Annotated in this window: 33 protein-coding genes; 24 read left to right on the top strand and 9 right to left on the bottom strand. The window is 65.3% G+C overall.

Features of this window, described 5'->3' with window-relative positions:
• The first annotated feature begins 22 nt into the window (after positions 1-22).
• From IP68_RS16375 to IP68_RS16360, 4 genes are read left to right on the top strand one after another with little or no spacing between them, the layout of a single operon-like run.
• Positions 23-277 carry a hypothetical protein gene (locus IP68_RS16375; protein ID WP_054136089.1) on the top strand — a complete coding sequence of 85 codons (255 nt, stop codon included), beginning with the start codon at positions 23-25 and terminating at the stop codon, positions 275-277.
• Positions 278-309: 32 nt separating this feature from the next.
• Positions 310-579, top strand: a complete 270-nt coding sequence (locus IP68_RS16370; protein WP_054136088.1) for a hypothetical protein — start codon at positions 310-312, stop codon at positions 577-579.
• 51 nt (positions 580-630) lie between these two features.
• Positions 631-873 (top strand): hypothetical protein, encoded by a 243-nt coding sequence (locus tag IP68_RS16365; RefSeq protein WP_054136087.1) that lies wholly within the window; start codon positions 631-633, stop codon positions 871-873.
• A 56-nt stretch (positions 874-929) separates the two neighbouring features.
• Positions 930-1,349 (top strand): SufE family protein, encoded by a 420-nt coding sequence (locus IP68_RS16360; protein WP_054136086.1) that lies wholly within the window; start codon positions 930-932, stop codon positions 1,347-1,349.
• Positions 1,350-1,383: 34 nt separating this feature from the next.
• Here IP68_RS16360 and IP68_RS16355 read toward each other — a convergent pair whose 3' ends face one another.
• Positions 1,384-1,917, bottom strand: coding sequence for a hypothetical protein (locus IP68_RS16355; protein WP_156318204.1), 534 nt, complete (start codon positions 1,915-1,917; stop codon positions 1,384-1,386).
• Positions 1,918-2,210: 293 nt separating this feature from the next.
• Here IP68_RS16355 and IP68_RS16350 point away from each other — a divergent pair, with 293 nt between their 5' ends.
• From IP68_RS16350 to queC, 3 genes are all read left to right on the top strand, one after another.
• Complete coding sequence (locus tag IP68_RS16350; protein WP_054136084.1) at positions 2,211-3,113, top strand: Hsp33 family molecular chaperone HslO; 903 nt, start codon at positions 2,211-2,213, stop codon at positions 3,111-3,113.
• A gap of 176 nt (positions 3,114-3,289) precedes the next feature.
• A complete protein-coding gene (locus IP68_RS16345; protein WP_069049608.1) occupies positions 3,290-3,706 on the top strand; it encodes a DUF3617 family protein in 417 nt (138 codons plus the stop codon).
• A 182-nt stretch (positions 3,707-3,888) separates the two neighbouring features.
• Positions 3,889-4,572: a 7-cyano-7-deazaguanine synthase QueC gene (gene queC, locus IP68_RS16340; RefSeq protein ID WP_369814871.1), complete on the top strand. Its 684-nt coding sequence runs from the start codon at positions 3,889-3,891 to the stop codon at positions 4,570-4,572.
• A gap of 114 nt (positions 4,573-4,686) precedes the next feature.
• Here the strand turns inward: queC and IP68_RS16335 are convergent, their stop codons facing one another.
• Both IP68_RS16335 and lipB read right to left on the bottom strand, forming a co-directional pair.
• On the bottom strand, positions 4,687-5,007 hold the full coding sequence (locus IP68_RS16335) for a hypothetical protein (RefSeq protein ID WP_054136082.1): 321 nt from the start codon (positions 5,005-5,007) through the stop codon (positions 4,687-4,689).
• 2 nt (positions 5,008-5,009) lie between these two features.
• Positions 5,010-5,714 carry a lipoyl(octanoyl) transferase LipB gene (lipB, locus tag IP68_RS16330; RefSeq protein ID WP_054136081.1) on the bottom strand — a complete coding sequence of 235 codons (705 nt, stop codon included), beginning with the start codon at positions 5,712-5,714 and terminating at the stop codon, positions 5,010-5,012.
• Positions 5,715-5,823: 109 nt separating this feature from the next.
• On the opposite strand from lipB, the gene IP68_RS16325 reads away from it, so the two are divergent.
• Positions 5,824-6,585: a glycerophosphoryl diester phosphodiesterase membrane domain-containing protein gene (locus tag IP68_RS16325; protein WP_054136080.1), complete on the top strand. Its 762-nt coding sequence runs from the start codon at positions 5,824-5,826 to the stop codon at positions 6,583-6,585.
• Here the strand turns inward: IP68_RS16325 and IP68_RS16320 are convergent.
• Entirely contained in the window at positions 6,582-7,169 is a 588-nt protein-coding gene (locus IP68_RS16320; protein ID WP_054136079.1) for a GNAT family N-acetyltransferase, read from the bottom strand. The two genes, IP68_RS16325 and IP68_RS16320, sit on opposite strands and share 4 nt — an antisense overlap.
• Before the next feature lie 67 nt (positions 7,170-7,236).
• On the opposite strand from IP68_RS16320, the gene IP68_RS16315 reads away from it, so the two are divergent.
• Together IP68_RS16315 and IP68_RS16310 are read left to right on the top strand one after the other, a co-directional pair.
• Entirely contained in the window at positions 7,237-7,521 is a 285-nt protein-coding gene (locus tag IP68_RS16315; RefSeq protein WP_054136078.1) for a BrnT family toxin, read from the top strand.
• Positions 7,478-7,768 (top strand): DNA-binding transcriptional regulator, encoded by a 291-nt coding sequence (locus IP68_RS16310; protein WP_197275834.1) that lies wholly within the window; start codon positions 7,478-7,480, stop codon positions 7,766-7,768. The genes IP68_RS16315 and IP68_RS16310 overlap by 44 nt, the downstream gene beginning before the upstream one ends.
• On the opposite strand, the gene IP68_RS16305 is transcribed toward IP68_RS16310, so the two are convergent.
• From IP68_RS16305 to IP68_RS16295, 3 genes are all read right to left on the bottom strand, one after another.
• Complete coding sequence (locus tag IP68_RS16305; RefSeq protein ID WP_054136076.1) at positions 7,769-8,464, bottom strand: hypothetical protein; 696 nt, start codon at positions 8,462-8,464, stop codon at positions 7,769-7,771. It lies immediately after the preceding gene.
• 69 nt (positions 8,465-8,533) lie between these two features.
• The gene (locus IP68_RS16300; protein WP_054136075.1) at positions 8,534-8,932 is read right to left on the bottom strand and encodes a polymer-forming cytoskeletal protein; all 399 of its coding nucleotides are present in this window, start codon (positions 8,930-8,932) and stop codon (positions 8,534-8,536) included.
• Between the two features lie 28 nt (positions 8,933-8,960).
• Entirely contained in the window at positions 8,961-10,145 is a 1,185-nt protein-coding gene (locus tag IP68_RS16295; protein WP_348638117.1) for a M23 family metallopeptidase, read from the bottom strand.
• 261 nt (positions 10,146-10,406) lie between these two features.
• Here IP68_RS16295 and IP68_RS16290 point away from each other — a divergent pair, with 261 nt between their 5' ends.
• The 13 genes from IP68_RS16290 (at position 10,407) to IP68_RS16230 (ending at position 20,756) form a co-directional block, all read left to right on the top strand.
• Positions 10,407-11,684, top strand: a complete 1,278-nt coding sequence (locus IP68_RS16290; protein ID WP_369814870.1) for a glutamate-5-semialdehyde dehydrogenase — start codon at positions 10,407-10,409, stop codon at positions 11,682-11,684.
• 43 nt (positions 11,685-11,727) lie between these two features.
• Complete coding sequence (locus IP68_RS16285; RefSeq protein WP_082382437.1) at positions 11,728-12,018, top strand: CopG family ribbon-helix-helix protein; 291 nt, start codon at positions 11,728-11,730, stop codon at positions 12,016-12,018.
• Positions 12,018-12,302, top strand: coding sequence for a type II toxin-antitoxin system RelE/ParE family toxin (locus IP68_RS16280; protein WP_054136072.1), 285 nt, complete (start codon positions 12,018-12,020; stop codon positions 12,300-12,302). The genes IP68_RS16285 and IP68_RS16280 overlap by 1 nt, the downstream gene beginning before the upstream one ends.
• Positions 12,299-12,943: a nicotinate-nucleotide adenylyltransferase gene (locus tag IP68_RS16275; RefSeq protein WP_054136071.1), complete on the top strand. Its 645-nt coding sequence runs from the start codon at positions 12,299-12,301 to the stop codon at positions 12,941-12,943. Before IP68_RS16280 ends, IP68_RS16275 begins: the two co-directional genes overlap by 4 nt.
• A gap of 256 nt (positions 12,944-13,199) precedes the next feature.
• Complete coding sequence (gene rsfS, locus IP68_RS16270) at positions 13,200-13,514, top strand: ribosome silencing factor (RefSeq protein ID WP_150126357.1); 315 nt, start codon at positions 13,200-13,202, stop codon at positions 13,512-13,514.
• Between the two features lie 49 nt (positions 13,515-13,563).
• Positions 13,564-13,986 (top strand): 23S rRNA (pseudouridine(1915)-N(3))-methyltransferase RlmH, encoded by a 423-nt coding sequence (locus tag IP68_RS16265; RefSeq protein WP_054136070.1) that lies wholly within the window; start codon positions 13,564-13,566, stop codon positions 13,984-13,986.
• 6 nt (positions 13,987-13,992) lie between these two features.
• Complete coding sequence (locus IP68_RS16260) at positions 13,993-15,201, top strand: murein hydrolase activator EnvC (protein ID WP_054136069.1); 1,209 nt, start codon at positions 13,993-13,995, stop codon at positions 15,199-15,201.
• Between the two features lie 243 nt (positions 15,202-15,444).
• On the top strand, positions 15,445-16,818 hold the full coding sequence (locus IP68_RS16255; RefSeq protein WP_054136068.1) for a S41 family peptidase: 1,374 nt from the start codon (positions 15,445-15,447) through the stop codon (positions 16,816-16,818).
• 57 nt (positions 16,819-16,875) lie between these two features.
• Entirely contained in the window at positions 16,876-17,382 is a 507-nt protein-coding gene (locus IP68_RS16250; protein WP_054136067.1) for a disulfide bond formation protein B, read from the top strand.
• The gene (locus tag IP68_RS16245; protein ID WP_054136066.1) at positions 17,379-17,927 is read left to right on the top strand and encodes a demethoxyubiquinone hydroxylase family protein; all 549 of its coding nucleotides are present in this window, start codon (positions 17,379-17,381) and stop codon (positions 17,925-17,927) included. Before IP68_RS16250 ends, IP68_RS16245 begins: the two co-directional genes overlap by 4 nt.
• Before the next feature lie 80 nt (positions 17,928-18,007).
• Complete coding sequence (locus IP68_RS16240; protein ID WP_054136065.1) at positions 18,008-18,601, top strand: hypothetical protein; 594 nt, start codon at positions 18,008-18,010, stop codon at positions 18,599-18,601.
• Between the two features lie 116 nt (positions 18,602-18,717).
• Complete coding sequence (locus tag IP68_RS16235; protein WP_054136064.1) at positions 18,718-19,245, top strand: PH domain-containing protein; 528 nt, start codon at positions 18,718-18,720, stop codon at positions 19,243-19,245.
• On the top strand, positions 19,242-20,756 hold the full coding sequence (locus tag IP68_RS16230) for a PH domain-containing protein (RefSeq protein WP_054136063.1): 1,515 nt from the start codon (positions 19,242-19,244) through the stop codon (positions 20,754-20,756). Before IP68_RS16235 ends, IP68_RS16230 begins: the two co-directional genes overlap by 4 nt.
• Here the strand turns inward: IP68_RS16230 and IP68_RS16225 are convergent.
• Positions 20,749-21,258, bottom strand: a complete 510-nt coding sequence (locus tag IP68_RS16225) for a DUF2306 domain-containing protein (RefSeq protein ID WP_054136062.1) — start codon at positions 21,256-21,258, stop codon at positions 20,749-20,751. The genes IP68_RS16230 and IP68_RS16225 overlap by 8 nt on opposite strands.
• A 98-nt stretch (positions 21,259-21,356) precedes the next feature.
• Positions 21,357-21,536 (bottom strand): DUF1674 domain-containing protein, encoded by a 180-nt coding sequence (locus IP68_RS16220; protein WP_054136061.1) that lies wholly within the window; start codon positions 21,534-21,536, stop codon positions 21,357-21,359.
• Positions 21,537-21,686: 150 nt separating this feature from the next.
• Between IP68_RS16220 and htpX the strand changes: the two genes are divergently transcribed.
• The gene (gene htpX, locus IP68_RS16215) at positions 21,687-22,568 is read left to right on the top strand and encodes a zinc metalloprotease HtpX (protein ID WP_197275833.1); all 882 of its coding nucleotides are present in this window, start codon (positions 21,687-21,689) and stop codon (positions 22,566-22,568) included.
• Positions 22,569-22,628: the final 60 nt, after the last annotated feature.

Genomic DNA, 22,628 nt, shown 5'->3' with positions numbered 1-22,628 from the left:
TGCCATAAGGGGGCATGAAACGATGTTCGATTTTATATGGGCCGCCATCCCGCTTGCACCATTTGCCATTGGCGGGCTCGCCATCTGGACCCACCACAAGCGCAAGACGCTGGAGCTGGAAGTCGAGCTGACCAAGGCGCGCGCGATGGAGCGGCCGCAGGTGAGCGACAAGCTCGAACAGCGGGTCCGCACGCTGGAACGCATCATCACCGATGGCCGCGGCCGCGACGACCTCGCCCAGCAGATCGAGGATCTTCGCGAGAAGCAGCTGAGCTGAACCACTGAAGACTGTTTGAGGGAAAAGGCATCATGAATCCGTTTGAAATGGTGATCGGCATCGTTCTGATCGTGATGGTCGCGAATGTCATGAAGGCCCGGTACAAGGCCAAGCACGGCATCCTGGAAGACGAGCACGGCAATGAGCAACTCGCCAGGCCTGCCGACACCGGCGAAGCATCGCGGCTGCGCGAGGAAGTGCGATCGCTGAAGGAGCGGGTACAGGTGCTGGAACGCGTGATCACCGATCAGCGCCAGACCAGCGACCTCAGCCTTGAAATCGAGAAACTGCGCGACCGCTGATGCGGCGCATGAACCACCAACCGGGCGGCGGGGGCCGTAAAGGGTAATATCATGGAAAGCGCCTATCTCTATCTGACGATAGCCACATCGGCCTTGCTGGCCATTGCACTGGTCTCGTCCACCGCGCTGCGCGGCTGGCGCGACTGGCTGGCGTTCAAGCGCCACGAAATGGAGGCGCACAGCCCGTCGCTGGGTGACGGCGGATCGCCCTCGACCCATTCGCGGATCGAGATCGCCGACCTGAAGGAACGCATCCGCAAGCTGGAAGCGATCGCCGCCGGGGTGGAACTGTAAGAATTGCCGGTCGCTGCGGGGTGACTTTGCCCCGCCGCATAGCTATCTGCCCCCCCATGACAACTCCCTCGCCCACACTGGCCGATCTGGCCGAAGAATATGAATTCCTCGACGCCGATGATCGCTATCGGCTGATCATCGATCTGGGCCGCACGCTCGACGCGATGCCCGAGGCGCTCAAGACCGACGCGACATTGGTCCGCGGCTGTTCCGCCTCGGTCTGGGTCTACCCCACCCGCACCGACGATGGGTCCTTGCATTTCCTCGCCGACAGCAACGCCGCGATCACCAAGGGCATCATCGCCCTGGTGCTGCTGAGCGTGCAGGACAGGGCGCCGGCAGAGGTGGCCGCTGCCGATATCGAGGGCGCGCTCGCCCCGTTCGATCTGAAGAACCAGCTTTCGTCGAACCGCACGCAGGGCATCCCCAACATGATTGCGCTGATCCGCGAGACGGCAGGGCGGTATACGGGTTAGGCCCGAACGGAAAAAAGATCGTCAGACGCTGGCGTTAGCCCGGGTCCACTCCGGGGGGCACATCGCGGACCAGTTGCAGCGCGGAGTGTTCGTCCGCATCCCCTTGGCGATAGGTTTCCGTCCGCGCAATCCGGCCCGGATTGGAAAGGTCGAAACCCAGCGCGATCAGATGGGATTCGTGCAAGGGATCGAGGTCCGTTGCATCGCGAAAGGTCCATTCGAGGCTCTTTCCGCCCGCTGGCACCGAAGCCACCAGGCGTGGCTGATTTCCCTGCGGACAATAATGCGTCGCGAGCAGATCAGGCCCGTCGCGATGGTAAAGCGTCATCGAATGCGGCTGATCACCCCGCAGCCACTCCTCTACCAGAACGCTTCCACCCGCAGTCAGCGAGAACCGGATGCGCAATGGCGATTGCGGCTTGTCGACCTGACGCCAAATGCCGACCAGGCTTTTCAGCTCCGCAAAACTCGCCGCCACCGGGTCCTGCGCAGGATCCTGTGCTGCGGCTACCGGCATAGCGCCCAAACCGAAACCCAGCAAAAAGACCGTCGACCATAGGCGTTTCATAGTGTCCTCCAGTGGAATTCAGTCGGCAAATCCATGCCTTGATCCTGTAATGGCCAACCGGCCGTCCGTCAGGGGAATATGACATCCGGGCGCAATCGCAGCGAGAACAGACACCTGGCCTCCTTCGGACTGTGCAGCACCACAACGCTTTCGTCACCCCCGCGAAGGCGGGGGTCCCGCTTCTGCGCGAACGTCAGCCACCAAGCGGGATTCCCGCGTTCGCGGGAATGACGGCATTGGGCAATCGGAACGCAGGTTTGACGCCAGCCCCTCGCCACACCATATAGCCCCCCATGACATCCCCCTTCGAAGCCCTGCCCGTCCATTTCACCCTCCCTGCCCGCGATGCGCGGGGCCGTTTCGTGCGGCTGGACAGCGTGCTGCGCGAGATCCTTGCGGCGCATGATTACCCGACCTGCATCAAATTGGTGCTGGCCGAGGCGATCACGCTGGCCGCGCTGATCGGGTCGCTGATGAAGCAGGATGGTGGCCAGGTGACCATCCAGGCGCAGACCGAGGGCGGCATCGTCGAGCTGCTGGTGGTCGACTATCGCGGCGGCGAGTTGCGTGGGCATGTGCGGTTCGATGCCGAGCGGTTGGCGCGGCTGGGGGCCAACCCCTCGCTGTTCGCGCTGTTCGGCAAGGGCTATCTGGCGATGACCTTCGACCAGAGCTTTGGCAAGGGCCGCTATCAGGGCATCGTGCCCTTGGACGGGGATTCGCTGTCGCAGGCGTGCGAGAGCTATTTCACCCAGTCCGAACAGGTGCCGACGATGATCCGCATCGCGATCGAGAGCGACGCCACCGGCTGCCGCAGCGCGGGCTATCTGGTGCAGCACCTGCCCGAGGGCGAGGAAGGCCGCGAACGGCTGCACGTGCGGCTCGATCATCCCGAATGGGAGCATGTCTCGATCCTGTCGAGCACGCTGACGCATTCGGAACTGCTCGATCCTGCCGTCGATGGGCGCGACCTGCTGTGGCGGCTGTTCCACGAGGAGGACGAGGTCCGCGCCGAGGATGGCGTCGCGCTGGTCAAGGGTTGCCGCTGCAATCTCGACCATATCCGCGATGTCATCGGCCGCTTTCCGCCCGAGGAACAGGCCGAAATGGTCGGCGATACCGGCACAATCGTGGTCGACTGCGCCTTCTGTTCGCGCGCGTTCCATATCGATCCTCCGGCCGCCAGGCCGGGCTGAAAGCGCGTTTTCATCCAAGACGGGGCCGCAAACCTGCCATAATTGCCGGCTGATTTGGCCATCATTCGCCTGTAAGCCCTCCAGATTGCCTGGGGCAAGAAACCTGTATCGGGTCGCACTCACTTGACTGTTCCTGCCGCCAACGCGTGCGGGGACCAACGATAGGGTTACACCAGATGACGATGCTTCACCTTCGCTGGAAATGGATGGCCGTTGCCGCTGCTGCGGCGGGGCTCGCCTGCGTTCCTGCCCCCGCTCAGGGCCCCGAACTCGCCATGCTCAACAAGGTCCAGCCGGGATTGTGGAATTTGAAGGAACGCGGCAGCGCCCAGAGCGCCGACAAGATCTGCATACGCGACCCTCGCAAGCTGCTCCAGCTGCGCCACAAGGACGTCCAGTGCAGTCGCTTCGTTGTTTCGGACGAGCCCGACGAAGTGACCGTCACCTATCGCTGTGCCAGCGGCGGGTCGGGTCGCACCACGATCAAATATGAAGGCCGCGGGCTGATCCAGATCGATTCGCAAGGCATCGCACAGAACTCGCCCTTCGCGATGACGATGGAAGGCCGCTACGCGGGCGCCTGCGGCGGCTGAACCCGGCGCGGTCTGAGGCCTGCACGTTTTCTTAACCACATCGGGTGTAGAGCAGCCGGGTGCCGGACTCGGTACGCTTTCCTCCATTCAGGTCTTAACGACCTCACTGGGCCGCCGGACACGTCCGCGCGGCCCGATTTTTTGGTTTGCCCGAGATGGCGCGGCGCAATATGCGCAAAGCCATGACCCAGCCTCAGAAAACCGCCGTTGTCCTGCTATCGGGCGGGCTTGATTCCATGGTCTCTGCCGCGCGCGCGATCGAGCAGGGCTTTGCCGTTGCCGCGCTGACCATCGATTACAACCAGCGCCACCGGGTCGAGATCGAGGCGGCGCGCAAGATCGCCGCGCATATCGGCGCGGTGCGGCACATCGTGCTGCCGCTCGACCTGCGCCAGTTCGGTGGATCGGCGCTGACTGACGATATCGACGTGCCCAAGACCGGGGTCGGCGATGACATTCCGGTGACCTATGTGCCCGCGCGCAACCTCATCTTCCTGTCGCTCACGCTGGGCTGGGCCGAGGCGCTGGGCGCGCGCGACATCTTCATCGGGGTCAACGCGCTCGATTATTCGGGCTATCCCGATTGCCGCCCCGAATTCATCCAGGGCTTCGAGCGGCTGGCCGACCTCGCCACCAAGGCGGGCGACCAGGGCGAGCCGTTCACCATCCACGCGCCGCTGCAGTTCCTCGGCAAGGCCGAGATCGCCGCCGAGGCCGCGCGGCTGGGGCTCGATCCGGGTATGAGCTGGTCATGTTATGACCCGACGCCCGAGGGCAAGGCATGCGGCCTGTGCGACAGCTGCCGCCTGCGCAAGCAGGGCTTCGCCGATGCCAGGCTGGTCGATCCGACAGTGTACGCGGCCTAGATCAAACCAGTCCCAGTTTCGTCATTCCCGCGAACGCGGGAATCCCGCTCTTGTCGAAACACCGGCGCAAAAGTGGGACTCCCGCGTTCGCGGGGGTGACGGCTCAAGTGGAAATTACTCCGCGATCGACCCTTCGAGCGCGGGCTCTGCTGGAGCGGGCGCGGGGGCGGCCTGCGGCGCATCGCTCGCCAGCGCGCGCTCGGGTGCGGTGGGCGCAGCCTTGCCGGTCACGCCCGGCACCGGCGGCAGATCGGCGGGGTCGGCGAGCGGCGCATCATTGGGCAGCAGCTCCAGATCGGGCAGCTCGTCGCTGATCGTGCCTTCGGGCGCGCTGCCTTGCGCGACCGCTGTGCTGTCTGCAGCCTTGTCCTGGCATCCGCCGAGCGCGAGCCCCGCTGCTGCCAGCGACAGTCCCAGAAAGATCGGCTTCACCATCATCATGTCTCCTGTACCGCAGCTGCTTGGCACGTCCCGCCCAGGCCTGCAAGAAAGCGCGGGGCCTGCGCTGCGAGCGCGGCGTCGAGATCGGCCATGGTGGCAGCGATGCCGAGATCCGCGAGGCTGGTCACCGGATATTCGGCAATGCCGCACGGCACGATGCCGCCGAAATGCGTCAGGTCCGGGTTCACGTTGACCGCAAAGCCGTGCATCGTCACCCAGCGCCGCACCCGCACGCCGATCGCGCCGATCTTGGCTTCCTGCCCATTGAGCGTGTCGGTCCAGATACCGATCCGTCCCTCGGCGCGGCGCGCAGACACGCCCAGATCGCCCAGCGAGGCGATCACCCAGTCTTCGAGCGCGTGGACAAAGCAGCGCACATCCCTGCCCCGCTGGCGCAGATCGAGCAGCACATAGCCCACACGCTGGCCGGGGCCATGATAAGTATAACGCCCGCCGCGCCCGGTATCATAGACCGGGAACTGCTGGCTGAGCAGCTCGGCGGGATCGGCGCTGGTGCCACCAGTGTAGAGCGGCGGATGCTCGACCAGCCAGATCAGCTCTTCCGCCTCGCCCGCCTCTATGGCGCGGTTGCGCTCCTCCATTGCGGCCAGCGCCTGAGGATAGGGGAGCAGGCCCGATTCGATCCGCCATTCGGGGATCGCCGCCTCGCCTGTCTGTGCCGATGCTTTGGTCGATGCCATACTGCCCTTGCCTTCCAGCCCGGAGCCCGGCGCCAAATGCCTTGCGCGCTGTGCCCGTGCCGTTTAGCGCAGGCCTTTAATCGCTTTAGGCAGTGAGGCCAATCCCGCCATGACCCGCAAGCTCGATCTTTCCGCCTGCTGGAACGACGTGATGCACCTGTTTCGCGCCAATCGCGAACTGCTGCTGAGCGTGGCCGGGGTGTTTATCCTGTTGCCGGGGCTCGCCTTCGCGATGTTCTCGCCCCCGCCGGTCAGCGCCCCCGACGCGACGCTCGAGACGATCTACCAGGGGATGCAGCAGTTCTACACCGACAATATCTTCTGGATCATTCTGATCGGCCTTGCCAACGGCTTTGCCAGCGTGGTGATGCTGGTGCTGATCCTCGACCGCGGGCAGCCTTCGGTAGGTGAGGCCATGCGCCGCGGGCTGTCCATCCTGCTGCCCTATTATGCGATGGGGATTTTGAGCGGGGTCATGGTGTTCTTCGGCTCGCTGGCCTTCGTGCTGCCGGGCATCTACATCTTCATCAAGCTGCTGGTCGCAGGCCCGGCAATGGTGGCCGAGCGCAACTATAAGATCACCGCGGCGCTGCGCCGATCCTGGGCACTGACCAAGGGCAACAGCGGCCGCGTGCTGGTGTTCGTGCTGGTCGTCGCGGTCACCGCCTTCTTCGTCTATCTGACCTCCGTGACCGTGATCGGCCTCGTCATCCGGCTGGGCGTCGGGGGCGACATGGCCGAAACGCTGACCACGCTGGTCGATGCGGTGCTCAGCATGTTCCTGAGCGTGCTGATGGTGTGCGTCTATGCAGCGCTCTATCGGCAGTTGGCCGGACCCGCGGCCGAGGACGTCGCCGAAACCTTCAGCTAAATCAGAGGGACGTGCGGCGCAGCCTCGCGCGGGATCAGCCCGGTGAGGCGCGGGTCGTCCATGACCTCGATCTCGCGCGCGATCGGCACAAACCCTTGGGCGATGTAGAAACCCGGTGCGCGCGGATCATCCAGCGTGCAAGTGTGCACCCACACCCGCTCGACCCCAGATCGCCAGGCCAGCGTCAGCGCCTGCGCCATCAGCCAGCCGCCGAAACCCTGGCCGGTCAGCTGCGCGATCAGCCCGAAAAAGGCGATCTCACAGGCCCCGGATTGGCGAAAATCGAGTTCGAGCAGCCCCACCTCGATTCCCTGCGGGTCGAGCACCGCGAAGATCTCGACTGCCGGGTGATGAACGATCGCGGTCAGCGCGTCGTCCGAAAGCAGCAGCCGCGAGAACCACAGCCACGGTTCGCCCACCCTGCGATAGAGCATGCGGTACTTGTCCGCTGATGGCGCCTGCCAACGCTTGAGCCGCAGCGGCACCGGCTTGAGCGGCCGCGGGCGCGGGCGGGCGCGCATATCCAGATGCGTGACGATAGTGGCAAGCTTGCCGGGCGCGACGGGGGTGAAGTGCGATGTCATGCCCCTGCTCTAGCCAGTGACGCCCTGCCTCGCCATCCCTGTGTGATTCACATAGCATCGCCGACTGATGGACATCGCATTCGAACCCGCCAGGGACGAGGTCAACCGGTTCAAGCACGGTGTACCCATCGCGTTCGGCAAACGGGTTTTCGACGATGTCGGATACATCGTCGTCGCTTCCCCTCGCCCGATCGAGGGGGAGGACAGCTTCAAGGCGATCGGAAGGGTGGACGGCCGGCTCTGGACGGTAATCCACGTCTGGCGGGGAGATGTGTGTCGTTTGATGTCGGTACGAAGGAGCAATTCAAGTGAACAAAAAAACTACGATCGTGAATCTGAAGGATCCGAATGATCTCGAGGATTTCGACGTGTCGGTCGCGGGGCTGGAACGGGAGCTGATGGGTCGCCGGATCCGCATGCTGCGCAATCGGCTGGGCATGAGCCAGGACGAGTTTGCTCGCGCCTATGGCATTCCGCTTGCCAATATCCGCCAGTACGAGATCGGACGGCACATGCCGCCGCCCGCGGTGCGCGCCTATCTCAAGGTCATTGCCGCGGAACCCGACCTGGCAGCCAAGGCGATCGCCGACGCGGCCTGATCAGCGAAAGACGCAGTTCACGCCCGACCACAGGTTGGTCACCTTGGCCTTGGGTCCGGGGCCATCCAATATGCCCGAAAGCCCGGCGGCGTTGAACTCGGTGCCCAGCGTCGTCTGTTCGATCGTCGCATCATAGACATCGAGCAGCTGCGTGCGGCTGGACCCGATGCCGATTCCGCTCATCGTGGTGAGCTTGGGCGCAGGCTGGCCCGTTGCGGGCTTGGCAGGCTTGGCGGGAACCGCAGCGCCAGCCTCATCGAGCGCCCAGCCGGCGAACAGCCCATCGAGCGAATACAGCGTCAGCCCGTCATCCCAACTCAAATAACTCAGCGGGCCTGCACCACATTCTTCGTTGCGACCCGCCTTGGCCGGGCCCTTGAGCTTCTCTGCAACCAGCCTCAGCTGCGCCTGATCGACTCCGAACGCCAGTGGCCGTGTCGCGCCGCTTTTGGGATCGACCAACCGCAGCCCCTCGCCATCCAGGCTGATCACCGGCGGGTGACCCGATGCTGCCGGATTGCTCTCTGCCCCGCCCTCGCCCGGAAGCGCGATCGCCGGATGTCCCGGTGGCAGGCCGATGCCCTGATGCGGATCCTGCGCAGCCTCGGCCCGTTTCTCCGGCTCGGCCTGGCAAGCGGCAAGCAGGGTCGCGGCCAGCAGGGGCAGCGCGGCGAGGATCGGGCGGGTTTGTGTCATGCCCGCATGATTAAGCGGGCTCAGCGCTCACGCAAAGCGGCATTTTGCAGCGGCGATGCTTTGGCGGCGTCAGTTCGACAGCAAAAGCGCCGGGCGGTCCTCGCCCGAAGCGGGGTTGGCGAGCGTGGACGCTGCGGAATGGGCGACCTTGCTCTTGTGACGGAACTGCCCATCGACATGACCACCCTGCTCGATGGTGATCGTCTCGTAGCTGACGTCACCAGTCACCTGCGCGCTGGCGGTGATCACCAGATCGCGGGCATCGACCGATCCGGTCACATTGCCTGCGAGTCGCGCGGTCTCCGCAGTGATCGCGCCGTGGATGCTGCTCGATTCGCCCTGCACCAGCGAGGCGCAGCTGATATCGCCTTCCACCCGGCCATCAATGTGCAGATCGACCTTCGCCGAGATGTTGCCGGTGATCACCACATCGGAGCCGATCACGGAGAAAGTGGAATTACCGACCATGCTGGATCCTGACCTGGCTGAGCGGGCGTTAGCGGGTGGCGTCGTCGGTCCGCTGTTCGGCGACGGCTTGGATCTTGAGAACATCTCGGTTGGCCTCCAGAAACGGGCGGGGGTTCATGGCACGGTCGTTGTGGCGCACTTCAAAGTGCAGATGCGTGCCGGTGGACCGGCCGGTGCTTCCCATGCCGCCCAGGCGTTCACCCTTGTCGACCTTCTGCCCGATGCGGACGCCGATCGAGGACAGGTGGGCATAGCGGGTCACGAGGCCGTTGCCGTGCGACACTTCGACGCAATTGCCATAGCCGTTCTTCACGCCTGCGAAAACGATCTTGCCCTGGGCCGCTGCGAGGATGGACGAGCCGTGCGCGCCCTTGAAATCAATGCCGCTATGGAGCGCTGCCGCGCCGGTGAACGGATCGCGGCGATAGCCGAAGCCGCTGGTGATGGCCGGAGCCAGAGCCGGCGCGCCCGAAGGGATGGCGACAAGGCCCCGCTCGAGCGCGTCCATGCGCGCCAGCGTCTGGCCCAATGTCGTGAAGCGACGGTCGAGCCGAAGCGCGCCCGAGCTCTTCAGCGGAATGAACGGACCACCCTGGGCGGACGCGCTGGCGCGTGCGACGCTGTCCGGGTTGAGGCCGAATTTGCGAATGGCCTGTTCGGCGGCGCTGGCGCGCACTGCCGCGGCCTTGGTCAGTTGCTCGACAAAGGCGATCTGGCGGGCTTCCATGCGGGCAAGCCCTGCTGCCTCGGGAACCATGGCGCTGATCTTCTTGGCCGTCTTGGCCGCCTCGTCGCTGCTGCCCTTGGCGGCATCACCCACCACGGTGGTGGCATCCTCGCTGGCGGCCTGCTCGCCGATATAGCTGGTGACGATGTCTTCGAGAAATGCCTGGCGCTTTTCCAGGTCGGCGGCGACGTCGTTGACCGAGGAGCGATAGGCGGCAACGCGGCTGGCGGAGCTTTCGACCTGCGCCTGCTTGGCCACCAGCGCCAGCCGCTCCGCGCTGATGCTGTACTGGCTGACCAGCATGGCGAGCGTGACCAACAGCCACAGCAGCAGCGCAGCAGCAATCGCGCCCGCAACCGCCATCTGCAGCCGCGCCGAAACCTTCACGAATTTGATCTGCCCCTGCGACCGCATGAAAAATTCGCGATCAGGGAACCATTGCGCAAGCGTATCGGTAACACGCTTGCGCACCATTGAAATGCGCACGACCCGTTCGACCCTAAAATTAACCCCGAAGCGCGGCTAGCAAAGCGAATCGGGGTTGGCGAATCGACTCCCTCGTGATTGCCACGAGTCGGACGAGTCGTGCGATGAACCGCATTTCGAAGTGAATTTTTCGCAATTGAAGCGACATTCAAGCTGTCAAAACCTCCGTGCAATCGGTTGCGAGTCGTTTTTTTCCTATCCAGCGGGGTTGCCGAGTCGCGGCTTGGAACCACTGCCTTGCACTGTTACAGGCGGGGCATGTTGACCGCCGCCCCCTCCACGCCCGAACTGACTGCTGTCCAGATCATCGATCGCTGCTGTGAGGACGCGCGCCAGGCATCGACCAGCCTCAAGCGGATGAGCAACACGGCCAAGGCCGAAGCCCTGCGCGCCGCAGCCAAGGCCTTGCGCGCCGACACGGCGGAGATCCTTGCAGCCAATGCCCGCGACTGCGAGGCCGGAGCTGCACGCGGGCTTACCCCTGCCCTGCTGGACCGGCTGCGGCTGGACCCGGCACGGCTTGCCGCGATCGCCGACAGCGTCGATGCCGTCGCTGCACTGCCCGATCCGGTGGGTGAGGAAATCGACCGGCGCACCGCGCCGGCGGGCATGACATTGCGCCGGGTGCGCGTGCCGATCGGGGTGATCGGGATCATCTATGAAAGCCGCCCCAACGTCACCATCGACGCCGCTGCCTTGTGCGTGCGGTCGGGCAATGCGGTGATCCTGCGCGGCGGCAGCGAGGCGATGCACAGCAACCGCGCGCTGCACGCCAGCTTTGTGCGCGGGCTCAACGGCGCAGGGATCGGCGCATCGGCGGTGCAACTGGTGCCGACCCAGGATCGCGATGCCGTCGGGGCTATGCTCGCGGCCAGCGGCGGAATCGACCTGATCATCCCGCGCGGCGGCAAGTCGCTGGTCGCGCGCGTTCAGGCCGATGCGCGCGTTCCCGTGCTCGCGCATCTCGACGGCATCTGCCACAGCTTCGTCCATGCGGCCGCCGACCCTGATATGGCCACGGCGATCGTCGTGAATGCCAAGCTGCGCCGCACCGGAATTTGCGGGGCGATGGAAACGCTGCTGATCGACCGTGACTATCCCGATGCTGCGTCCTTGCTCGCCGCGCTGGCCGATGGCGGTTGCGAGGTGCGCGGCGACGATATGGTGCTTGAGCTCGAACCACGCACAGTCTCGGCGAGCGACGAGGACTGGGACACCGAATATCTCGACGCGATCGTCTCTGCGGCGTTCGTCGACGGGCTCGATGGCGCGCTCGCCCATATCGCGCGGCACAGCTCGGGCCACACCGATGCGATCATCACCAGTGATGCTTCCGCCGCCGCGCGGTTCCAGGCCGAAGTCGACAGCGCCATCGTGATGGTCAACTCCTCGAGTCAGTTCGCCGATGGCGGAGAATTCGGGCTGGGCGCGGAGATCGGCATCGCCACCGGGCGGCTGCACGCACGCGGACCGGTCGCGCTGGAGGGGCTGACCACCTACAAATGGCTGGTCGAAGGAACGGGTCAGGTTCGCGCCTGATCGCCGGTTGCCGCCACCGCGTATACATTGTATACATGCGCCCATGAGCAAGTCCCAGGTCATCACCGCCCGCATCGATCCCGAAGTCATGGCGCTTGTCGATCGCCTCGCCGCCGCGCAAGGCCGCAGCCGTAGCTGGCTCGCCGCCCGCGCGATCGAAAAGATGGCCCGCGCCGAAACCGCGTTCCTGGATTTCGTCAAGGAAGGCGAGGATGCGATCGCGCGCGGCGACTATCTGACCCAGGAGCAGATGGAGGAGTGGATCACCGAGATGAAGGTGGGCGCCAGAGCGAAGATCGCTGCCCAGAAGCATGAGCGAAATGAAGCAGCCTGATGCAAGTAAAGTGGTCGCTGCCAGCGCAGGCTGACTTTCTCAAATTTTACGAGAGCGCTCTTGAGCAAGACCCGACCTACGCTCTCAATATCGTCGAGGCGCTTGAGGCAGCGATTTCCCGATTGCTTGAATTCCCGCGGCTGGGATCTCCTGTCGGAGCGTCGGGTCATCGCAAATGGCGAATGAAGAAGGCCCCGTTTTTGATGATCTATGCTGTCGAGGACGATGGATTGCACATCCTGCGCGTCTATCACGAGCGCCAGGACTGGGGTCTGCCTGAATGAACAACCGTCCCGTTCGCACCGGCCTGCTCGGCGGATCGTTCAACCCGGCGCATCGCGGACACCGCGCGATCAGCCTGTTCGCGATGGAAGCCTTGGGGCTCGACGAGATCTGGTGGATGGTCAGCCCCGGCAACCCGCTGAAGGCCGGCGCATCCGACATGGCCAGCCTCAAGGCGCGGCTCGCGTCTGCGCGCAAGATGAGCCGCCGCAGCCGCATCCGCGCCACCGCGATCGAGTCGCAGCTGGGCACGCGCTACACCGTCGATACGCTTTCAAAACTGCGCAAACGGCATCCCAGGCGCGAGTTCATCTGGATCATGGGCGCGGACAATCTGGCCAATTTCCACCGATGGCACCGGTGGCGCGACATAGCGCGGCAAATGCCGATTGCAGTCATCGCCCGGCCCGGATATGATGGAGGTGCCATTACGGCCCCCGCAATGGCCTGGTTCGGGCATCGTGTCCGGCCCCGGGACCAGGCAAGTGACTGGACACGATGGAGTATGCCGGCGCTCGTGCAGCTGCGCTTTCGTCCTGATCCGCGATCTGCCACTGCCTTGCGCAGGGGTGATCCCGACTGGTCCCTGGATTACGCCGATGCAATCGTGCGCGATGCAGTGACCCGGCAGGTCCTTGCGTGACGGCCCCAGCCGGACCTTCATCCATCCCTTGCCGGGATATGTTTTCAACCCCTCACCCTGTGCCTTTCTCGCGGTCGCCGTTCCGGCGCCGGACCCATGATCAAGCGTATTTTCGCAAGGAGTTCCATTGACCAATCTTTCTCCCACCCCGACCGGCACCGCCCAGCCCGGTACCGCCCAGACCGGCGCGGTTCGCCCGTCCCACCGGACCGCGGAAACGCAGCTGGCCGAAGCCACCGAACTGCATGCGCTGGTGATGCAGTCGCTCGACGACGATCAGGCGCAGGAAGTGGTCTCGATCCCGCTCGCCGGCAAAAGCAACATCGCCGATTTCATGGTCATCGCCTCGGGTCGCTCGACCCGCCAGGTCGCGTCGATGGCGCAGAAGCTCGCCGAGAAGATCAAGCAGTCCGGCGGCACCGCGCGGATCGAAGGTCTGACCAATGCCGATTGGGTTCTGATCGATGCCGGCGATGTCATCGTCCATCTGTTCCGCCCGGAAGTGCGCACCTTCTACAATCTGGAACGCATGTGGGCCTTTGGCGACGCGCCGGAAACGCCCAACGCCTGATCCGTACACGCGGATCCAGCACTGACCCGTCCAGGCAGGATGATCGTCTATGCGCCTGCACATCATCGCGCGCGGCAAGATCGGCCGGTCGCCCGAGGCCGAGCTGGTGCAGCGCTATGTCAGGCGCATCCAGTGGCCGCTGGCGATCACCGAACTGCCCGACCGTGGCGGCACGGTACCGCCGCCGGTGCAGGGCAGCCGCACCGTGATGCTCGATGAACTGGGCAAGCAGATGACGTCGATCGACATCGCTCAGGCGCTCGGACACTGGCGTGATGACGGCGTGCGCGAAACCCGCTTCCTGATCGGCGCGACGGATGGCTTTGACGATGCCGAGCGCGAAGGCGCCGACCTGCTGATCGCGTTCGGCAAGGCGACCTGGCCGCACCTGATGGCGCGCGCGATGCTTGCCGAGCAGCTCTACCGCGCCACAAGCATCCTGGCCGGCCATCCCTATCATCGCGAGGGCTGAGCGGTCGTGCGGCGCCCCCTTGCCCTGTTGCTGGTGGCAGGCGCGCTGATCGTCGCTGCGCTGCCGGGAAGCGCTGCCCCCGTCCAGCGCGGGGTCGATCTGCTCGAGCAGGAACGCGCCGCACTCGCCCGCTCGCTCGCCGACGCCAGGGCCGCCGCGCGCCGCAGCCGCCAGCTCGAACAGCAGGCCGAGGCCGCCACCGAAGCAGCCGACAAGGCGCGGCGCGATGCGCGCGCGCTGGCATCGCGGGTGCAGGAGGCCGAGGCCGAGATCGCTGCGGCCGAGGCGCGGGTGAAGATCATCGCCACGCTGCAACGCGCGCAAAGGGCGCGGCTGGCCAGCCGCCAGCAGCCGCTGGTAAGGCTCACTGCGGCGCTGCAATCGCTGGCCCGCCGCCCCACCATGCTCGCGCTGGTCCAGCCCGGATCGATCGACGACATGGTCCGCGTGCGTGCGGTGCTGGCCACCACCCTGCCCCGGGTCGAGGCGCAGACCGCGCTGCTGCGCAAGGACATCGCGCGCTCCGCCGATCTGGCCGCACAGGCCAGGCGCGCCACCCGGCTTCAGCGCGATGGCCGCAGGGAGCTGGCCAACCGGCGCGCCGCGCTGGCGCGGCTCGAGGCCCGGTCGCGCGCGCAGTCGCGCCAGCTCGCCAGCACATCGGCGCTGGAGGAAGAGCGGGCGCTGGGGCTCGGCGAACGCGCACGGGATCTCGATGCGCTCGTCGGCGATATCGAGGCGAGCGGGTCGTTGCGCGCGCAGCTGGCGGCGCTGGACGGCCCGGTGCTGCGCCCGCCCCGACCGCAACAGTCGCAGGTCGTCGAAAACGCGCCCGTCGCGACCCGCAGCGCCCGCCCCGCCTATCGCCTGCCGGTGATGGGAGCGATCGTCTCTGGCTTTGGCGAGGTCGCGACCACCGGGGTTCGTTCGCGCGGGCTCACCATCGCCGCGCGCCCCGGGGCGCAGCTGATCGCGCCCGCCGATGGCCGGATCGGGTTTGCCGGCCGCTATCGAGGGTTCGGGCGCATCGTCATCATCGAGCATGTCGGCGGCTGGACCAGCCTGATCACCGGAATGGACAGTACCGCGCTCAAGGTGGGTGAACGCGTCGCGCAGGGCGATCCGATCGGCCGCGCGGGCGACAACCGTCCCCGGATCACGGTCGAGCTGCGCCGCAATGGTCGCCCGATCGACATTGCCGCGCTGATCAGCTGAGACGCTGCCATTCACCTGCCAGAAAGGTGCCGACGTTAGCGTAGACCGCTGGTCGAAGCGGATCGGTTCTTGATGGCAAAGCATCTGGCATTTTGCTGCGCAGACGCCTAGACTATATCCACCGCGTTTTGGGGAATGCGTGACGATCATTGCCTGGGGAGTGCTCTGGCCATCCGCGATGGCCGGGCCATCGCGACTCGGGCCGAAGTCCAGACCGGTTCAACAACAAGGTTGCGTTTGATGATGAAGTCCCGCCTCGCCCGAGTTTCCGCAATTGCCCTGGCCGTCGCGCTGGTGACTGTTGCGACATCGGCCATTTCGCAAGTCGAATCCGATACCCAGGCGGAGATTTCGCGCTTCGTCGATATCTTCGAGCGGGTGAAGACCGATTATGTCGAGCCGGTGGACGACGACAAATTGGTGCGCGGCGCGATCGACGGCATGCTCGCCAGTCTCGATCCGCACAGCAGCTATCTCGATGCCCGCGATTTCGCCAATCTGCGCACCCAGACCGAAGGCATGTACGGTGGCCTGGGTCTGTCGGTGACGATGCAGGACGGCGCGGTCAAAGTGATCGCCCCCACCCGCGAGACTCCTGCCGACAAGGCCGGGATCAAGGCGGGCGACTATATCACCCATCTCGACGGCAAGCTGATCTATGGCGGTACGCTCGACGATGCGGTTGACCAGATGCGCGGCGAACCGGGCACCTCGATCAAGCTCACCATCGTGCGCGAAGGCCGTGACAAGCCGTTCGACGTCAGCGTCACCCGCGCGATCATCGACCTGAAGCCTGTCACCTGGGAGGTGAAGGACGATATCGGCATCATAACCATCGCCAGCTTCACCGCCAGCGTCGGTGCAGATGTCGAAGAGGCGGTGCAGGGCATCGAGGCAAAGCTGGGTCGCAAGCCCACCGGCTATGTGCTCGACATGCGTTCCAACCCCGGCGGGCTGCTCGACGAAGCCGTCGCGGTGTCGGATGCGTTCCTGCAGAAGGGCGAGATCGTCTCGCAGCGCGGCCGCCACAAGGGAGATATCGAACGCTATTATGCGCGTCCCGGCGACGTCATCAATGGCGCGCCGCTGATTGTTCTGGTCGATTCGGGCTCCGCCTCAGCTTCCGAAATCGTCGCAGGCGCGCTGCAGGACCATCGCCGCGCATTGGTGATGGGCGAGCGCAGCTTCGGCAAGGGATCGGTGCAGACGCTGCTGCCGCTGTCGCGCACTACCGCGCTCAAGCTCACCACCGCACGCTATTTCACGCCCTCGGGCAATTCGGTGCAGGAAGGCGGGATCGAACCGGATATCGCGGTTCCGCAGCTGTCCGACCCGGATTACAAGACCCGGATGAAGCTGCGCGAATCCGATCTGCGCGGGCATCTGATCAATGAGATCGGGCTCGACGACAAGGATCTGGAGGTCGACAAGCTCGCCGATCCGCGTTTCACGATGACCACAGAGCAGCTCAAGGAAAAGGGCATCGAGGACTTCCAGCTCTATTACGCGCTGGCAACGCTGCAGAGGACCACGCTGGCGAGCCCGCGGCTGGCTGCAACCCGCGGCCTTCCTGCGCGTTCCACTGGTGCGGCCCGTCCGGTGACTCGCCGCAACTGAGCATCAGCGTTCAGGATGCTGCAGTTTTCCTTGCTTGTTTCGGGGGCCTGATCTGACATGACTTCGCGCGCGCCGCGTATCGCTGCCTGGCTGGCACTGCTGATCCCTGCATTCCTGCTCGGGGGGGCGCTGGTCAGCCAATATGTCTTCGGGCTGTACCCGTGCGAGATGTGCTACTGGCAGCGCTGGCCGCATTGGGCTGCGCTGGCGCTGGGCGGCATTGCGGTGCTCTCGGTGCGGCGCGTACAGGGCCTGGCCGTTGGCATGGCGGCGCTTGCCGCGATCGCCATCGCCACCAGCGGGCTGATCGGCGGATTTCACGCCGGAGTCGAATATGGCTGGTGGGAAGGCCTTACCAGCTGCGCCACCTCGGTGCCCGCAGGGGCCACCACCGACGACGTGCTCAACTCGATCATGGCAGCGCCTCTGGTACGCTGCGACGCGGCGCCCTGGTCGATGTTCGGCATCTCGCTCGCAGGCTATAATTTCCTCTTGTCGCTGGCCGGAGCCGCCGCCATCTATCTGCTGCTACGCCGCAAACAGCCGGGAACCATAGTCGCATGACCCACCAGAACGAGCCGCTCAACCCCGCCAGGCGCGAGATCGATCTTTCCGAGATGATCCGGGTCAACCAGGCCGGGGAATATGGCGCGACCCGCATCTATGCAGGCCAGCGCGCGGTGATGGGCGATACCGGGCCCGAGGCGCGCGCGATCGCCGGGATGGCGGAGCAGGAAGAGGTGCACCGCGCGTTCTTCGACCGGATGATGGCCGAGCGCGGGGTCCGCCCCACCGCATTGCAGCCGTTCTGGAATGTCGCAGGCTTCGGCCTCGGCGCGGTAACCGCTCTGATCGGTCCCAAGGCGGCGATGGCCTGCACCGTCGCGGTGGAGACCGAAATCGACCGGCATTATTCCGAGCAGCTGGACGAACTGGGTGACAGCGATCCCGAGCTCAGCGCGGCGATCGCGAAATTCCGCGAAGAAGAGCTTGAGCACAAGGAGCGCGCGCTGGCCGAGGGCGCCGAACAGGCGGTGGGCTATCCCGTGATGAGCGCGGTGATCCGCATGGGCTGCCGCGCGGCAATCGCGCTTTCCAAGCGTATCTGATCTGGCCAAAGCGTCACGCCTCGTTCATGCACGGGCGGATACAGGCCGACACTGCTGATCTGATCTTGAGGAGACTGACGATGAAGACCGGAACCCTGGCAGCCCTGCTGCTTATTGGAACGGCCTTCGCCGCGCCGGCCTCTGCTCAGGATGCTGCTGGCGACAAGGTGGTGCAGAGGATCGTTTATGGCAGCGATGCCTGCGAGCCTTCGACCAACCCCAATGAGATCGTCGTGTGCATGCGGATGGACGAGCAGGAGCGCTATCGCATTCCCGAGAAGCTGCGCAGCGACCCCAATTCGATCGCCAACACCTCGTGGACCGAGCGGGTCCGCTCGATGGAAACGGTCGGCAACTTCGGCACCGACAGCTGCTCGCCGGTCGGCGCGGGCGGGTTCACCGGCTGCAGCCAGCAGCTTGGCCTGGCCGCACGGCTCGAGAAGAAGACCAGCGAGGAAGTCGTTGCAGGCCGCCTGATCGAGGAAGAGCGCCAGCGCCGCCTGTCCAACATCGATGCTGATGCCGCCGCGGTCGAAGCGCGTGAAGATGAAATCGCCGCCGAGCTGGATTCGCGCAAGGCCGAGCGCGAAGCGGCTGCCGCCGCGATGCGGGCGCAAGCCGATGGCCTCGAACCCGAGCGCAAGCCCGAGCCGGAAACCCCCTCGCCCGAATAAGCGCGTCCGCGCCCAGCAATCTACCGACTTGCGCGACTAACACACCTCGCCCATATAAGGTGCGGGCGAAGGCTATCGGCCTTTGCCTCAGGCGTTATTCGGGAGTGGGTTGGAGCATGTCGTCATCCTTGGCCGAGATATTCGATCAGCCGGTCCCGTCGGTGTCGGCGCTCGACGCCGGTCTGCAACCGGTCGAGCCTGCCTATCGCAACGTCATCCGCATCATGACGGCTTTAGTGGTGCTGGCTGTGGTGGTGGGGGCCGGCGTGGTCGAGGTGGTGATGCATGTCAAAGGCGGCATGCAACAGGGCGCGGTGCTGGCACCGGTGCTCGCGTTCGGTGCGTTCGTGATTGTCTTCCTCCCCCAGCGCAAATGGCGCCGCTGGGGCTATAGCGGCGCCGACGAACAGCTTCGGGTGGCGCGCGGCTGGCTGTTCCGCACCGATACCATCGTGCCGTTCAAGCGCATCCAGCATATTGATGTGGCACAAGGCCCGGTCGAACGATTGTTCGGCCTCGCCAGCCTCACGGTGCACACCGCAGGCACCCACAATTCGATCGTCACCCTGCCCGGCCTGACCCGCCCCGATGCCGAAGCGATGCGCGACGCGATGCGGCTGCACATCCGCCGCGAGGCAGAATGAACGGAACGCTGATCGCCCCGCAGCCCGTCCCGATCGCCGACACGGCGATCGAACGGCGGCTGCACCCGCTGACCTTGCTGCTCAACCTGTCGCGCCAACTGCCCCAGGCGATCATCGGGCTGATCGCACTGCGACTGAGCGGGCCGGACGAAATCCGCGGCTGGGTCGCGCTGATCGCCTTCTTTGCGATCGTCGCGATGTTCGGCACCGAATTCTGGAAATGGTGGCGCTTTTCCTATCGGCTGGGCGAGGAGGAACTGCGCATCGCCAGCGGCATCATCAGCCGCAATGTCCGCTCGATCCCCTACGAACGCATCCAGGACGTCAATCTGGAACAGGGCCTGCTCGCCCGGATGCTGGGCATGGCCAAGGTGCGGCTGGAAACCGGGAGCAGCGGCAGCGGCGATGAAGGCGTGCTCGATTCGGTCGATCTGGCCGAAGCGAGCCGGTTGCGCGATGTCATCAGGCTGCGCAAGGCGGCGCAGGAGACCACCGAGCCTGCAGCTGAAGCCGCGCCGGAATTCACGCATGCCGCGGCCGAGACCAGGCCGATGTTCGCGATGGACACCCGCCGGGTGCTGACCGCCGGCGTGTTCAATTTCTCGCTGGTGTTCTTCGCGCTCGTTGGTGCACTGGTCAACAATCTCGATTTTCTACTGCCCGGCGATATCTGGGATCCGCGCCGACTGCTCGATATGCTGGGGCTGGAGGACCTGTTTGCCGCGCTCGACATCGCCGCCCGAGTGATGTCGATCATCGCTGCGCTGTTCAGCCTGCTGGTGATCGGGCTGCTAGGCGGCGTGATCCGCACGGTCTTGCGCGAGCACGGCTTCCGGCTCGACCGCACCGAAACCGGGTTTCGCAGGCGGCGCGGGCTGATCACGCTCACCGATGTGGTGATGCCGCTGCACCGCATCCAGGCTGCGGTCATCGCCACTGGCCCGCTGCGGCGACGGCTGGGCTGGTTCGAACTCAAGGTCCAGAGCCTGGCCAGCGACAGCGAGAAGGAAAGCGACCACGCCATCGCTCCGCTGGCGCATGCCGATGAGGTGCGCGCGATACTGAACGAGACCGGTATCCGCTGGGACACCGATTATCCCGAGATGCAGCCCGTCGACCCGGCGATGTGGTGGGTGCCGCTGGTGTTCGCGCTGCCTGTGCCGATGATCGGCATCGGCGTATCGGCGACCTTCGCCAATCCGTGGCTGTTTCTGCTCTATGCGCTGCTGCCGGCCGTGCCCCTGTGCAGCAGGCTGCACTGGCGCGCGCACCGGTATGCGCTGGAAGGCACGCAGCTTTATGTCCGCGACGGCTTCTGGGCGCAGCGCCTGACGCTGCTGCCGCTGCGCCGGGTGCAAAGCGTCGACATCACGCAGAGCGCGGTGAGCCGCTTCATCGGCCTGGCCGAGATCGAAATCGGGGTTGCCGGACGGTCATCACCGGTCACCATCCACGCCATCCCGCTGGATGACGCGATCGCGCTGCGGAGCCGCTTGCTCGCACTCAGCTGAACAGCCAGCGGCCCAGCATCCGGTCGAAGGGGAAGGTGAAGAACCCGGCGATCAGCAGCGCCCCTAACACCATGCCGCGCACTGCGCTGCGGTGACGGGCGATCTTGTGATTGCGCGCGGTCCACCAGATGATCGGCACCTGGATCACGGTCCAGACGGACAGGATATGAATCACGCTGAACCCGCCCCATTGGTTGGTGCGGATGCCGAACGACAGCGCAGCGGTGGAGAACATCGCCAGCACCCAGATGGTGCCGAGCCGGCGGTGGCTGCGGTCGCCGCGCGGGCGCAGCAGCATCACCGGGGTGAGCGCCAGCGCGATGGTGATGGTTGCCAGATGCAGCAGGATGAACGGCGGCACTTTCGCCAGACCGTCCACGCCCTTGGTCACCGCGACGATCACGCACCCCAGCAGCAACATTGCCGCAAGCGCCATCACCTGTTCGAACCGATCGGGCGCGAGCGTGCGCGGCCCGACGGGCGATCCTGCTAAACTGGCCATGATGGACTTGCCCCCGTTGCCCCTGTGATCGGATATGGACCGATCACAGCGGGGTGCGCAAACGAATTCCTCACCCGGAAAGGTCAGGATTGGGGGCGTCAGAAATCGATCGCGATGCCCTTGAGCTCCCAGTCGCCGAACCGGGTCGGGCCGCGCGCGGCCTCTTCGGCCTGGTCGTCGGAAATCGGCTGTGGCGCGGGAACGGGGACGGACTTGGCCCAATGCGCAGGCGGCTTGACGTGATCGGGACGACGGGTTGCGCGGGGAGTTTCGGGCATGGAAGCGGATCCTCGAGGTTGAGCGTCTGGGCGCAGGCCCGATTGAAAGCGGCGCGCGCGATATTACATCTGATGAAGGCAATATGGGGCAGACCACCCGAATGTGAAGCGGTTGGCTGCGCCGGTGCAAAAGGATTGAAGAGAAGAACGATGAACGGGATGAAGACCACCATGCTGCTGGCAGCGCTGACCGCGCTGTTCATGGCGCTGGGCTATACGCTGGGCGGATCGGGTGGTGCGGTGATTGCGCTGCTGTTTGCGGCGGGCATGAACCTGTTCACCTTCTGGAACGCCGACAAGATCGTGCTCAAGATGCACAACGCGGTCGAGATCGACGCGCAGAGCCATCCGGATTTCTACAATCTGGTCGCCCGGCTCGCCGAGCGCGGCGGGCTGCCGATGCCGCGCGTCTATGTCATTGATCAGGCCGCACCCAATGCGTTCGCCACGGGCCGCAACCCCGAGAATGCCGCCGTCGCCGCCACCACCGGTCTGCTCAATATGCTCAGCCGCGACGAGATCGAGGGCGTCATGGCGCATGAGCTGGCGCATGTGAAAAACCGCGACACTTTGATCATGACCATGGTCGCGACGATTGCGGGCGCGATCTCGATGCTCGCCAATTTCGGGCTGTTCTTCCGCGACGACAACCGCAACCCCTGGGCGTCGATCCTCGCGGTGATCGTGGCGCCGTTCGCGGCGATGATCGTGCAGATGGCGATCAGCCGGACGCGCGAATTCGGTGCGGACCGCGGTGGCGCGGAGATCAGCGGCAAGCCTATGGCGCTCGCCTCGGCGCTGGCGCGGATATCGAGCCAGGCACAGCGCATCCCCAACCCGGTGGTCGAGCGCAATCCGGCTGCGGCACAATTGTATATCGTGCCCTCGGGCGTGCGGGCACTGTTCTCGACCCACCCCGACACCGGCGACCGCATCGCCGCGCTGGAAGCGATCGCGCGCGACATGGGGGGTGCGCCTGCCCCCACGCAGCCACGCCGCGGCAGCGCGCTCGACCCGCTGGGGCGGGGTTGAAAGTATCGCAAATCCTCCCCGAGCTTGTCTCGGGGAGGGGGACCGCCGACCGTAGGTCGG

It is taken from the genome of Blastomonas sp. AAP25, from assembly GCF_001295965.1.
GTDB classification, from domain to species: Bacteria; Pseudomonadota; Alphaproteobacteria; order Sphingomonadales; family Sphingomonadaceae; genus Blastomonas; species Blastomonas fulva.
This window is presented reverse-complemented; position numbering and strand designations above follow the sequence as displayed.